At 72.2% G+C, this 12751-nt stretch carries 14 protein-coding genes; 9 read left to right on the top strand and 5 right to left on the bottom strand.

The features are described 5' to 3' along the window. Positions 1-4: 4 nt before the first annotated feature. The 3 genes from ahcY to ACK4TT_RS11055 are packed head-to-tail and all read left to right on the top strand — an operon-like array spanning position 5 to position 3451. Positions 5-1396: an adenosylhomocysteinase gene (ahcY, locus tag ACK4TT_RS11065; protein WP_409633275.1), complete on the top strand. Its 1392-nt coding sequence runs from the start codon at positions 5-7 to the stop codon at positions 1394-1396. Between the two features lie 37 nt (positions 1397-1433). Further along, complete coding sequence (locus ACK4TT_RS11060) at positions 1434-2279, top strand: PfkB family carbohydrate kinase (protein WP_410212993.1); 846 nt, start codon at positions 1434-1436, stop codon at positions 2277-2279. 47 nt (positions 2280-2326) lie between these two features. Then, positions 2327-3451: a serine hydrolase domain-containing protein gene (locus ACK4TT_RS11055; RefSeq protein WP_410212992.1), complete on the top strand. Its 1125-nt coding sequence runs from the start codon at positions 2327-2329 to the stop codon at positions 3449-3451. Here ACK4TT_RS11055 and ACK4TT_RS11050 read toward each other — a convergent pair. From ACK4TT_RS11050 to ACK4TT_RS11040, 3 genes are read right to left on the bottom strand one after another with little or no spacing between them, the layout of a single operon-like run. After that, on the bottom strand, positions 3448-4224 hold the full coding sequence (locus tag ACK4TT_RS11050) for a CPBP family intramembrane glutamic endopeptidase (RefSeq protein WP_410212991.1): 777 nt from the start codon (positions 4222-4224) through the stop codon (positions 3448-3450). The genes ACK4TT_RS11055 and ACK4TT_RS11050 overlap by 4 nt on opposite strands. A gap of 28 nt (positions 4225-4252) precedes the next feature. Continuing rightward, positions 4253-5179 (bottom strand): EamA family transporter RarD, encoded by a 927-nt coding sequence (gene rarD, locus ACK4TT_RS11045; protein ID WP_409633266.1) that lies wholly within the window; start codon positions 5177-5179, stop codon positions 4253-4255. A gap of 3 nt (positions 5180-5182) precedes the next feature. Beyond that, entirely contained in the window at positions 5183-6214 is a 1032-nt protein-coding gene (locus tag ACK4TT_RS11040; protein ID WP_409633264.1) for an aspartate-semialdehyde dehydrogenase, read from the bottom strand. Between the two features lie 120 nt (positions 6215-6334). Here ACK4TT_RS11040 and ACK4TT_RS11035 point away from each other — a divergent pair, with 120 nt between their 5' ends. Then, positions 6335-6775, top strand: coding sequence for a PaaI family thioesterase (locus ACK4TT_RS11035; RefSeq protein WP_409633794.1), 441 nt, complete (start codon positions 6335-6337; stop codon positions 6773-6775). A 9-nt stretch (positions 6776-6784) separates the two neighbouring features. Here the strand turns inward: ACK4TT_RS11035 and ACK4TT_RS11030 are convergent, their stop codons facing one another. Then, positions 6785-7468 (bottom strand): MarC family protein, encoded by a 684-nt coding sequence (locus tag ACK4TT_RS11030; RefSeq protein WP_410212990.1) that lies wholly within the window; start codon positions 7466-7468, stop codon positions 6785-6787. Between the two features lie 62 nt (positions 7469-7530). Here ACK4TT_RS11030 and pyrF point away from each other — a divergent pair, with 62 nt between their 5' ends. Next, on the top strand, positions 7531-8265 hold the full coding sequence (pyrF, locus tag ACK4TT_RS11025; RefSeq protein WP_409633260.1) for an orotidine-5'-phosphate decarboxylase: 735 nt from the start codon (positions 7531-7533) through the stop codon (positions 8263-8265). A gap of 2 nt (positions 8266-8267) precedes the next feature. Here the strand turns inward: pyrF and ACK4TT_RS11020 are convergent, their stop codons facing one another. Beyond that, positions 8268-8462 carry a DUF1674 domain-containing protein gene (locus ACK4TT_RS11020; RefSeq protein WP_409633258.1) on the bottom strand — a complete coding sequence of 65 codons (195 nt, stop codon included), beginning with the start codon at positions 8460-8462 and terminating at the stop codon, positions 8268-8270. 100 nt (positions 8463-8562) lie between these two features. Here ACK4TT_RS11020 and ACK4TT_RS11015 point away from each other — a divergent pair, with 100 nt between their 5' ends. From ACK4TT_RS11015 to ACK4TT_RS11000, 4 genes are read left to right on the top strand one after another with little or no spacing between them, the layout of a single operon-like run. After that, a complete protein-coding gene (locus ACK4TT_RS11015; protein WP_410212989.1) occupies positions 8563-8949 on the top strand; it encodes a hypothetical protein in 387 nt (128 codons plus the stop codon). A gap of 55 nt (positions 8950-9004) precedes the next feature. Then, positions 9005-10297: an RsmB/NOP family class I SAM-dependent RNA methyltransferase gene (locus ACK4TT_RS11010; protein ID WP_410212988.1), complete on the top strand. Its 1293-nt coding sequence runs from the start codon at positions 9005-9007 to the stop codon at positions 10295-10297. 45 nt (positions 10298-10342) lie between these two features. Further along, positions 10343-11002, top strand: a complete 660-nt coding sequence (rpe, locus tag ACK4TT_RS11005) for a ribulose-phosphate 3-epimerase (protein ID WP_409633252.1) — start codon at positions 10343-10345, stop codon at positions 11000-11002. Positions 11003-11010: 8 nt separating this feature from the next. Further along, entirely contained in the window at positions 11011-12750 is a 1740-nt protein-coding gene (locus ACK4TT_RS11000; protein WP_409633250.1) for a heparinase II/III family protein, read from the top strand. Position 12751: the final 1 nt, after the last annotated feature.

Below are 12751 nucleotides of genomic sequence, written 5' to 3'. Positions count from 1 at the left end.
CACCATGACCGACTACGTCGTGAAGGACATCTCGCTCGCCGACTGGGGCCGCAAGGAGATCGAGATCGCCGAGACCGAGATGCCGGGCCTGATGGCGGTGCGCGCCGAGTTCGCCAAGGCCCAGCCCCTGAAGGGCGCCAGGGTGGCGGGCTCCCTGCACATGACCATCCAGACCGCCGTGCTGATCGAGACCCTGCAGGCCCTGGGCGCCGAGGTGCGCTGGGCCTCGTGCAACATCTTCTCCACCCAGGACCACGCGGCCGCCGCCATCGCGGTGAAGGGCACGCCGGTGTTCGCCATCAAGGGCGAGACCCTGGTCGAGTACTGGGAATACGCCCACCGGATCTTCGAATGGGCCGACGGCGGCTATCCGAACATGATCCTGGACGACGGCGGCGACGCCACCCTGCTCTGCGTGCTGGGCCCCAAGGCCGAGGCCGATCCCTCGATCCTGAACAGTCCGCAGAACGAGGAAGAGGAAGCGCTCTACACGGTGATGAAGCGCTACCTGAAGGAGAAGCCGGGCTTCTATTCGGCCATCCGGGCGGCCATCAAGGGCGTTTCGGAAGAGACCACCACGGGCGTGCACCGCCTCTATCAGATGGCCGAGAAGGGCGAGCTGCCGTTCCCCGCCATCAACGTCAACGACAGCGTGACCAAGTCGAAGTTCGACAACCTCTACGGCTGCCGCGAGAGCCTGGTGGACGCCATCCGCCGCGGCACCGACGTCATGCTGGCCGGCAAGACGGCGGTGGTCATGGGCTACGGCGACGTGGGCAAGGGCTCGGCCGCCTCGCTGCGCAACGGCGGCGCCCGCGTCATGGTCACCGAGGTCGACCCGATCTGCGCCCTGCAGGCGGCGATGGAAGGCTATGAGGTGGTCACCGTCGAGGACGTGGCCGACAAGGCTGACATCTTCGTCACCGCAACCGGCAACAAGGACGTGCTCACCGTCGACCACATGCGGCGGATGAAGAACAACGCCATCGTGGCCAACATCGGCCACTTCGACTCCGAAATTCAGATCGCCGGCCTGCGCAACTTCAAGTGGGACGAGATCAAGCCGCAGGTCCACCACGTGGAGTTCCCGGACGGCAAGAAGATCATCGTCCTGTCCGAAGGCCGCCTGGTGAACCTGGGCAACGCCACGGGCCACCCGTCCTTCGTGATGAGCGCGTCCTTCACCAACCAGACCCTGGCCCAGATCGAGCTGTGGGTGAACGGCGCGAAGTACGACAAGCGCGTCTACACCCTGCCCAAGCACCTGGATGAGAAGGTGGCCATGCTCCACCTCGAGAAACTGGGGGCCAAGCTCACCAAGCTCTCCAAGGAGCAGGCGGACTACATCGGCGTGAAGCCGGAAGGCCCGTTCAAGCCCGAGCACTACCGGTACTAATTTTCCGGAAAGCCAAATGGGGGCTAATGGTCGAGCTGTGCCTTTAGCCCTCATCATCTCCTCGTTCGTGGCCGCGAGCCGGATCGGCGGCGGGGCCCAGCAGTACGTGCTGGCCGCCCACAAGATCGATCCGGTGCTGGCCCCCACGGTCATGTTCGGCCGCAGCCCGGCCAAGGGCGGCCAGGGCGAGGTGACGACGCCCGACGTGCTGTCGCGCGTCCTGGCCGACATCGAGGCCGACGCCATCTTCGGCCTCGTGGACCTGATCATCACCGGCCACTTCTCCTCGCCTGCCCAGGTGGACATCGCCGCGGGCGTGCTGGAGCGGGTGCGGGCCGCCAACCGCGACGGCGCCTACGCCGACCGGCCGGTGGTGGTGGTCGATCCCGTCATGGGCGACGAGCCCAAGGGCCTCTACGTGAAGCCCGAGGTGGCCGAGGTGATCGCCGCCCGCCTCGCGCCCCAGGCCGACTGGATCACCCCCAATCTCTGGGAGCTGGGCTATCTGACCGGCCGGACCCTGACCGACGCCGCCGGCGCCCGCGACGCCGCCCGGGCGCTGGGCCGGCCCGCCCTGGTGACCTCGGTCCCGGCGGGCGGGGGGGAGATCGGCCTGCTCTACGTCACCGCCGACGAGGCCGTGCTGTTCACCCACAAGCGGCTTGAGCGCGCGCCCAACGGCACGGGCGACCTGGTCACCGCGAGCTTCGGCGCGGGCCTGGTCGAGGGGCTGGGGCCCCTGGCCGCCGCCGAGCGCGCCGCCCGCGCCGCCGCCGAGACCGTGCAGGCGACGATGGAGTGGAAGGCGCCCGAGCTGCCCATCGTGGCGCTGGCCGACCGGCTGGTCAGCCCGCGCGCGACGGTGCGGACGCAGCGGCTGTAGCCGTCCACGGCTGGCGCGGCTCCGCGCCCGGCGGTTATAGAGGCGCGATGGTCGAGATTTCCGGCTTAGCGCCGCCCCGCTTCGCCGCCGTGAAGGACGCCTTCGCCGCCAACTTCGAGGCCGGCGAGGAGCTCGGCGCCCGCTTCACCCTGGTCGAGGCCGGCGAGGTCGTACTGGACCTCTGGGCGGGCCACGCCGACCGCAAGCGCACGCGCGCCTTCGAGGAGAACACCCTGGCCTGCGTCTTTTCCACGACCAAGGCGCTGGCCGCCCTGCTGGTCGCCCGCGCGGTGGACGCCGGCAAGCTGGCCTACGACCAGAAGGTCGCCGACCTGTGGCCCGAGTTCGCGCAGGCCGGCAAGGGCGACATCACGGTCGAGCAGGCCCTCTCCCACCAGGCGGGCCTGCCGGGCTTCCTCGAGCCGATGGAGCCCAGCCTGTGGGTCGAGTGGGACGCCATCGCCGCCAAGCTGGCGGCCATGGCCCCCATGTGGCCGCCGGGGACCGCCAGCGGCTACCACCCGATCACCTTCGGCTACCTCGCGGGCGAGATCTTCCGTCGCGCCGACGGGCGGATGATGGGCGACGCCCTGGGCGAGGACATCCGCACCCCCTTCGGCCTGGACCTCTGGATCGGCCTGCCGGAGAGCGAATTCGACCGCCTGGCCGAGCTGCAACGGCCGAACGCGCTTCCAAACTTCGGCGAGGTCAACGACGCCACCCGCGCCGCCTTCCTGACGCCCTGGGCCTCGGTGGCCGGCGTGCCGGCGGCGGTCTGGCGCAAGACCCAGGTCCCGTCCGCCAACGGCTACGCCACGGCCCCGGCGCTGGCCCGGCTGATGGGGGCTCTGGCCAACGACGGCTGGCTCGACGGCGAACAGATCCTGTCGCCGGCCCTGATCGTCGAGGCGACCCGCGAGCGCATCCGGGGCCAGGACCTCGTCCTGCCGTTCGTGATGAGCTGGGGCGCGGGCTTCATGCGCAATCCGCCGAACCGGCCCTGGGGCCCGGGCGAGCGGACCTTCGGCCATTCCGGCTGGGGTGGGAGCTGCGCCTTCGCCGACCCGGACCGCAAGCTGGCCGGCGGCTACGTGATGAACAAGCAGGGCACGGCGCTGATGGGCGACCTGCGCCCCCGCCGCCTGATCGAGGCGGCCTACGCGGCCCTTTAGCGCGTGAGGGTGGAGGGCCGCGACCGCAGCAAGGCGGCGCACGCCAGCCCGCCCGCCACGACATAGCCGGTCGCCTGCCAGGCGCTGTCGTAGTGTGACCCCATCGCCGGATAGGTGGCGATGCGGCCGAGGTTCAGCAGGGCGTGGAACAGCACCGCGGCGAACAGGGTCCCGCCGCCGTTGTTGTAGAGCCAGGCGATCAGGATGCGCAGGGCGGCCGCGCCCAGCACCCACCAGGCCATGTCCGACGCCGTCGCGCCGATGGCCCGCATCGACGGCAGATGCCCGACCCACCAGGGAACCGCCAGCACGAGGCTCGCGCCGACCGCGCCCCATCGCCGTTGCAAGGGATCGAAGGCATAGCCCATCCAGCCCACCTCCTCGCCCGCCGCCAGAACGAGGAAGAGGCCGAACAGCAGGAGGAGGGTGACCGGGCCGAGCCGGGCCGGGACGCCGCCGTGGCCCGCGGCCTGCATGACCAGCCAGACGGCCAAGTAGATCGCCGGCGCGAGCAGCAGCGTCGCCGCCAGCCAGCGGCCGCGCAGGGACGTGGGGTCGAAGGCCCGGCGCAGGAGGTCCGCCGCCGCGCGCCAGCCTTCCGAGCGAGTGGTCAGGACGAGCGCGGCGACCATGGGGACGAAGGCGAGCGCCAGGTCGCTGGCCGGAATCCGGAGCTCGCCGATGACGCCCAGGCGCGGGCCGGCCAGCCACAGCGGGATGGCGAGCGCGAGCACGAGGAGGAAGAAGGCCAGGGGCGATCGCCGAGCTTGCACGTCCCCTCCTATATGACCTCGCCCGACCCTACTCCGCCGCCGCGGTCTCCGCGACGGCCCGGCTGACCGCCCGCGACCGGCGCCAGGCTCCGTACAGGAACACCGCCGCGCCGATCCAGATGAACACGAACGACAGGGCCCTAAGCGGTGTGAAGGGTTCGCCCTGTAGCAGGCCGATGCAGAAGCTGATGGTCGGCGCGATGAACTGCAGGAAGCCCATGGCCGACAGCGGCAGGCGCCGGGCCGCCCAGGCGAACAGCGCCAGCGGCGCGGCGGTGATCGGCCCCGACGCGATCAGCCAGGCCGAGTCGATCGGGGCCGTGGTGAAGTGGCCCGCCCCGCGGCCTTCCAGCCACAGGATGTAGGCGAGGCTCGGCAGGCCCAGGATCAGGCACTCCCAGAAGAGCCCCGTCTGGGCCGAGGCCTGGACGCGCTTGCGGACGATGCCGTAGCCGCCGAAGCTGAACGCCAGGACCAGGGAGACCCAGGGGAGGTGGCCCAGGGCCGCGGCCTGGATCACCACGCCCACCAGCGCCAGGCCGATGGCCGCCTGGCCGATGCGGTCGATCCGCTCACGGAAGATCAGCGCGCCGGCGGCCATGTTGACCAGCGGGTTGATGTAGTAGCCGAGCGAGGTCTCCAGCAGCCGGCCCGAGTTCACCGCCCAGATGAACACCACCCAGTTGGTCGCGATGAGCACCGACGAGACGGCCAGCCAGGCCAGCACGCGCGGCTGGCGCAGGACGCTCACGGCCTCGCGCGCCTGGCTGGCCAGGAGGACGAACAGCGCCGCCGCCGGGATGCTCCAGACGATGCGGTGGGAGAGCATCTCCCACGATCCGACGCCCAGCGCGCCGATGGCCTGGAAGGCCAGCGGCACGAAGCCCCAGATGAGGTAGCAGGCGATCCCGGCCGTGAGCGCCAGGCGGGAGTCGCCGGGCGCCGACGAACTCATGACTTAGGCCAGCGCCGTCTGGCGGAGCAGGCCGCGCTCGTGGAGGAGCTGGGCGATCTGCACGGCGTTGAGGGCCGCGCCCTTCCGCAGGTTGTCGGCCACCACCCACATGGACAGGCCGTGCTCGACGGTGGGGTCGTTGCGGATGCGGCTGACGAACACCGGGAACTCGCCCTGGGCTTCCTTGGGCGTGATGTAGCCGGCGGGCTCGCGCTTATCGATCACCACCAGGCCCGGCGCCTCGCGCAGGATCTCGCGGGCCTCGTCCTCGTCGAGCGGGCTCTCGAACTCGATGTTCACCGCCTCGGAGTGGCCGACCATGACGGGCACGCGCACGCAGGTGACCGTCAGCTTGATGGCCGGGTCGATCATCTTGTGGGTCTCGTTCCACATCTTGGCTTCCTCGTCGGTGTAGCCGTCGTCGAGGAACGAACCGATGCAGGGGATCACGTTGAAGGCGATCTGCTTGGGGAACTTCCTGGGCTCGGACGGGCCCAGGACGAACACGCCCTTGGTCTGGTCCCAGAGCTCGTCCATGCCTTCCTTGCCGGCCCCGGAGACCGACTGATAGGTCGCCACCACCACGCGCTTGATCTTGGCCCGGTCGTGCAGCGGCTTCAGCGCCACGACGAGCTGGGCGGTCGAGCAGTTGGGGTTGGCGATGATGTTCTTGCGGCTCGCGTAGCTGACGTCGTCCGGGTTCACCTCCGGCACGATCAGCGGCACGTCGGGGTCCATGCGCCAGGCCGATGAGTTGTCGATGACGATGGGGCCGGCGGCGCCGATCTTCGGCGACCATTCCTTCGAGAACGCGCCCGAGACGCTCATCAGCACCACGTCGACCTTGGAGAAGTCGAACTGCTCGACGTCCTCGCACGCGATGTTCTGTTCGCCGAAGGACACCAGTTGGCCGATGGATTTGCGCGACGCGATAGCGTGAATCTTGTCCACGGGGAAGTTCACTTCCTCGAGGATGTTCAGCATCTCGCGGCCCACGTTGCCCGTGGCGCCGACCACCGCGACCCGGTAGCCCATCTTCAGTCTCCTACGGCTGGGGAGCGTCCCCGTACGCCCTGCGCCCGCACGTGGCAAGGCGAGCGAGGTCGGACATCAGCCAGATAGGCGCTTTCTCGTCGCGCGGAAGACGGACGCGTGATGATTTGCGACACCATGGACCGGCGGGCCGCGCCGCACGACGAGGAGGGACAATCGATGGCCGACACCGGCATGCCGTTCGCCGACCTGATGGGCGTGGAGATCGTGGAGCGGTCGAAGGATCGCGTCCGGGGGCGGCTGACCGTCCGCGAGGACCTGTGCACCGCCGGCGGCATCCTGCACGGCGGGGCGTTCATGGCCTTCGCCGATGCGCTGGGCGCGATCGGCGGCTTCCTCAACCTGGCGCCCGGCGCGCGGACCACCACGCTGGAAAGCAAGACCAACTTCCTGGGCGGCGCCCGGGTCGGCTCGACCGTGGAGGGCGAGGCCACGCCGCTGCACATCGGCCGCCGCTCCAGCGTCTGGCAGACGCGGATCACCGGCGCCGACGGCAAGCTGCTGGCCCTGGTGATCCAGACCCAGATGACGGTGGAGGGCTAGGCGCGGGCCCTAGTGGTACGGGTTAGCGGCGTCCGGGCGGATGAAGCCGGCGGTGGCTTCCGACAACCCCGCGAAGATGAACTGCACGGCCAGGGCGCAGAGGATCAGGCCCAGCACGCGCACGACGATGGTCAGGCCGATCCGGCCCAGGATGCGCGAGATGATGGGCGTGGCCATGAAGCAGGCCAGGGTGGCGGCCGAGACCGCCCCGATGGTCGCCACGCCGATGGCCGCGCCGGCCATGCCGAACTGCCGCGCCTGGCTGGCGTAGATGACGACGGTCGAGATGGCGCCCGGCCCGATCAGCAGGGGCATGGCGAAAGGCACGATCATCCGCTCGAAACGCCGGCGCGCCTGCTGGCGGGCGTCGCCCGAGGCCGCCTCGGCGGCGTCGGCGAAGGTGGCGGTGAAGTCGTCGCGGGCCATCTCCAGGCCCAGCAGGAACAGGATCACCCCGCCGGCGATGCGGAAGGCCGGCAGTGAGATTCCGAAGAACTCCAGCAACGAGAGGCCCGAGAAGTAGAAGAAGGTGAGGAAGCCCACCACGAACAGCGAGATGTAGAGCGCGATCAGGGCGCGCTCCTTCGCCTTCGCGCCCGCCGTGGCGGCGGCGAACAGCGGCACGTTGCCCAGCGGATCGAGCAGGGCGAACAGGGCGACGAAGAAGTTGACCGCGAAGTCGGCCTGGCTCATGCAGGCGTCTTAGCCTGAAACCCCGCCTGCGGGCCACCCGCAGCTTGACCGGAGCCACCCTCATGGCCGCCGTTGCGCACGCGCAAGCCACCGCCCAAGCCCCTGGGCGCGCCGACCCCCGGCTGATCGTTCCGCTGGACCTGCCCACGGCCGACGAGGCCCGGGCCATGGTCGAGAGGCTGGGCGAGGCGGTCGCCTTCTACAAGGTGGGCCTGGAGCTGTTCGCGGGCGGCGAGGGCATGACGCTCGCCCGCGAGCTGAAGGCCGCCGGCAAGCAGGTGTTCCTGGACTGGAAGCTGCACGACATCGGCACGACGGTGCAGCGCGCCGCCACGGTGCTGGCCGAAGCGGGCTGCGACTTCCTCACGGTTCACGGCGAGCCCCAGGTCATGGCCGCCGCCGTGCGCGGCAAGGGCGCCTCGAACCTCAAGGTCCTGGCGGTGACGGTGCTGACCAGCCTGACCGACGCCGACCTCGCCGAGATGGGCTTCACCGAGACGGCCCCGCAGCTCGTCCAGCGCCGCATCCACCAGGCCATCGCCGCCGGCTGCGACGGGGTGATCGCCAGCCCGCACGAGGCCGCGCTCGCCCGTTCGCTGGGGGGCAAGGACTTCCTGGTGGTCACACCGGGCGTCCGGCCCGACTGGGCGGCGAAGAACGACCAGGCCCGCGCCGCCACGCCGCTGGACGCGCTCAAGGCCGGCGCCTCGCACATCGTCTGCGGCCGCCCGATCACCGCCGCGAACGACCCCCGCGCCGCCGCCTTGCGCGTGGCGGCCGAGATGGCTGGGGCCTGACCTCAGAAGTCGACAGCGATGCCCTTGCGTTCCCAGTCGCCGAAGCGGGTGGGCTCGGGGCCGCGGGGGCCGCCTTCCTCCGGCGGACGCTCAGCCGCCGCCTCGGCCAGGCGACGGGCCTCAGCCTCTTCCAGGGCCCGACGGGCGGCCGGCGACAGGGTCTTGCCCGGGCTGGCGTTGGGCGGGGTGTCGTTCATGCCTCGGCATTTAGGCCCGAAGGGTTGCAAATTCTACATTTGCGTTGTTCGCGGAACGCTGGTTTACCCCGCGCCCAATCGTTTTCGGGGGAAAACACCAATGAACCGCCTCTCCACCGCGTTCTTCGGCGCGGCCGTCCTCTATGCGCTCGCCGGCATCGTGCTCGGCATGGTCATGGGGGCCACCCAGGACTTCGCCATGCGGCCGGTCCACGCCCACCTCAACCTGCTCGGCTGGGCCGGGCTCGCCATCATGGGCGCCTTCTTTGGCCTCGCCGGCGCCCGCGCCCCGCAGAAGCTGGGCTGGGCCGTCTTCGTGATCAGCAACATCGGCAATGTGTGCCTGCTGTCGATGGTCGCCCTGATTTCCAAGGGCAAGCCGCCGATCGTGCCGGTGCTGATGGCCGGCGAACTGTCGGTCCTGGTCGGCATGGCGCTGTTCGGCGTCTGCGTCCTGATGGCCGGCCGCAAGGCCGCGCACGCCTAAGGGGCTTGCGCCCAAACCTCTTGCGCCGGCGGCCCGATGCGGGCACGCCGGCGCCGTGACCTCGCCAGAGCTTCAAGACGCTGCGGGCCTGCCCGCCCGCGCCGCCGCCCTCGACCTCCTCGACGCCGCGCTGTCGCGCCGCGCCGGCCTGGAGGAAGGCCTGAACCATCCGTCGCTCGCGGCGCTCGCCCCGCGCGACCGGGCCTTCGCGCGCGCGCTCGCCATGGCGACCCTGCGCCGGCTCGGGCCCATCGACGCCGCCCTCCAGGCCCGGCTCAAGAAGCCGCCGCCGGACCGCATCGTCCAGGTCCTGCGCCTGGGCGCGGCCCAGCTCCTGGTGCTGAAGACCCCCGCCCACGCCGCCGTTTCGGCGACGGTGGACCTCTGCGCGCGCCAGAAGGGCGGCCAACCGTTCAAGGGCCTGGTCAACGCCGTGCTGCGCGGCCTCGTCCGCGAGCCGCCGGAGCTGGACGATCCGGACCTGCTCGCGCCCCAGTGGCTCGCCGCCCGCTGGCGCTCGGCCTTCGGGCCCGAAGCGGCCCGGGCCATGGCGGCCATGATCGCCCAGGAGCCGGCCACCGACCTGTCGCCGAAGGATCCCGCCGCCGCCGCGTCGCTGGCCGCCCGGCTCGACGGCCAGGTGCTGCCCGGCGGGACCGTCCGCGCGGGCCTGAAGGGCGAGGTCTCGTCCTGGCCGGGCTTCGCCGAGGGCGGCTGGTGGGTGCAGGACGCCTCCGCCGCCGTCCCCGCCCGCCTGCTGGGGATCGAGGCCGGCCGGACCGCGCTCGACCTCTGCGCCGCGCCCGGCGGCAAGACCCTGCAGCTCGCCGCCATGGGCGCCCGCGTCACCGCCGTGGACAAGTCGGCGGGCCGCCTCAAGCGCGTCTCCGAAAACCTCGCCCGCACGGGCCTGTCCGCCGAGGTCGTCTGCGCCGACGCCGCCGAATGGCGGGACGCCCGCCGCTTCGACGCCGTGCTGCTGGATGCTCCCTGTTCGGCCACCGGCACCTATCGCCGCCACCCCGACGTGCTGTGGGTGGCAAGTCCCGCCGACGTGCCCAAGCTCGCCGCCCTCCAGGCCCGTCTGCTCGACGCCGCCGCGCGCCGGGTGGCCGATGGCGGCCGGCTCGTCTACTGCGTCTGCTCGCTGGAGCCCGAGGAGGGCGAGGCCCAGGTCGCCGCCTTCCTGAAGCGGACCCCCGGGTTCGTCCTGGAGCCCATGGCCCCCGGCGAGGGCGGCGCCCCCGAGGCCAGCCTCCTGCCCGACGGGACGCTGCGCATCCTGCCCCACCATCGCGACGGCGGAACCGACGGCTTCTTCATCGCCCGGATGCGGCGCGGGGCCTGAGCCGGGGGTGGCCTCTCCGGCCGCATCACTGTAAGTCCGGGGCGCATGGCGAACCGCACGATCATCGCGCCCTCGATCCTGGCGTCCGACTTCTCGCGCCTGGGCGAGGAGGTGCGCGCCATCGAGGCGGCGGGGGCCGACTGGGTGCACGTCGACGTGATGGACGGCCACTTCGTGCCCAACATCACCATCGGCCCGGACGTGGTGAAGGCCCTGCGGCCGCACGCGACCATCCCCTTCGACGTCCACCTGATGATCTCGCCGGCCGATCCCTACCTGGAGGCGTTCCGCGCCGCCGGCGCCGACCTGATCAGCGTCCATCCCGAAGCCGGGCCGCACCTGCACCGCACGCTCCGGCGCATCCGCGAGCTGGGCGCCAAGGCCGGCGTGGTGCTGAACCCGTCCACCGCCCCGGACCCGCTGGAATGGATCCTGGAGGACATCGACCTCGTCCTCGTCATGTCGGTGAACCCGGGCTTCGGCGGCCAGAGCTTCATCGCCTCGCAGCTCCGCAAGATCGAACGCCTCAGGACGATGATCGACGCCGCCGGCCTCGACGTGATCCTCGAGGTGGATGGCGGGGTGACGCCCGAGACCGCGCCGAAGTGCATCGCCGCCGGGGCCACGGCTCTGGTGGCCGGCTCGGCGGTCTTCAAGGGCGGGCCCGAGCGGTACGCCGCCAACATCGCCGCCCTCCGGGGCTGACCGACCGCATGGCCCCGCCCTCGCCGCCGCGCCTTCCGGGACCGCTTCCGGGACGCTACGGGGCCGAGGCGCTCGCCGTCTGGACAGGCCGACGCCTGCGCGAGGAGTGGCTGGCCTCCCCCGCCTGGCGCTGGCTGGCCGGGCGTCCCCGCCCCGAGGGCTTCGCCCTGGAGCCCCGCGACTTCCGCCCCCCCGACCCGGAGAACGGCCGCCGCATCCTGGCCGGCGCCTTCGTGCTGGCGGGCGCGAGCCTGACCATCGGCCCGCGCGGCGACCCCTGGGATCGCGCCAGCCCCGACCGCCGCTTCGCCACGGCCCTGCACCGTTTCGGCTGGCTGGCCGACCTCACGGCGCTTGGCCGCGAGGGCGCCGCCGAGGGCCTGCGGCTCACCCTGGAATGGCGGCGGGTCTTCGACCGCTGGAACAGCTTCGTCTGGGGCCCGGAGGCCCTGGAGCGGCGGGTGTTCAACCTCGCCTGCCACGCCCGCACCCTCTGCGTGGGCGCCTCCGAGGCCGAAACGGCGCTGATCGCGGCCAGCCTCTCGCGTCAGGCCCGCACCCTTCTGGGCCAGGGCGGCGGCCCCGCCCGGGCGGCCGAGCGGGCCTGCGCCGCCGCCGTCGCCGGGGCCGCGCTCTCGGGCGAGGCGGGCGAGCGCCTGCTGGCCCGGGGCCTCGCGGCCCTGGAGCGCGCCCTGCCGCACACCGTCGGCCCTGACGGGGGCCACGCCTCGCGCAGCCCGGAAGCCGCCCTGGAGCTGCTGTTCGACCTGGAGACCCTGGACGACGCCCTGGCCCAGCACGGCCGCGCCCCGCCCGAGGCCGTGCTCAGGGCCCTCGACGCGCTCGCCGGCGCGGTGCGCTTCCTCACCCTGGCCGACGGCCGGCTGGCGGCCTTCCAGGGCGGAGCCGCCTCGACCCCCGCCCACGTGGCCGCCGCCCGCGCGGCCGAGATCGCCGACCGTCCGATCCCGCCGGCCTGCAACGGCTACCAGCGCCTGGAGGGCCAGGCCCTGCAGGTGCTGGCCGACGCCGCCGCCCCGGCGGAGGGGCCCTGGAGCGTCGCCGCCTGCGGCCAGCCGCTGGCCGTCGAGGTGCTGGCGGGCGGACGGCGCCTGATCGTCGGCGCCGGCTGGTCGCCCGACGCGCCGGGTCCCCAGGCGCTCCGGGTGGCCGACGCCGCCTCCACGGCCGTGCTGGGCGACGCGCCCTGCGGCGAGCCCCTGCGCGGCTTCCCGGCCGCCGTGCTGGGCCCGCGCCTGGCCTGCGCCTGCGGGCCGGTCCAGTGCGAGCGCCGCGAGGCCGAGGGCGCGGTGTGGCTGGAGATGGCCCACGACGGCTGGGGCCGCCGCTTCGGCCTGCGCCACGAAAGGCGCCTGTTCCTGGACACGGCCGCCGACGAGGTAAGGGGCGAGGACCGCCTCGTTCCCCTGAAACCCGGCGAGGCCGACGAGCGCCGCTTCATCCCCTTCACCGTCCGCTTCCACCTGGCCCCGGAGGTCAGCGCGCTGGTCGCCCGCGACCGCAGGAGCGTGCTGCTCAAGCCCGAGGGCGACGAGGCCGGCTGGTGGCTGCGCAACGACGCGCTGGAGGTGAGCCTCGAACCCTCCATCGCCTTCCAGGGCGGCGAGGCCCGCCGCACCCAGCAGATCGTCCTGCGCGGCCAGGCCCGGGCGAAGTCCGGCGCGCGGGTGCGGTGGAAGCTCTCATCGGCGGCGGCCCCGGTTGACCCGAAGAAGCCGGAAGCCTAAT

The organism is Phenylobacterium sp. (assembly GCF_046463815.1).
GTDB lineage: Bacteria > Pseudomonadota > Alphaproteobacteria > Caulobacterales > Caulobacteraceae > Phenylobacterium.
Note: the sequence above shows the minus strand (reverse complement) of the source record. Positions and strands in the feature narration are given on the sequence as shown.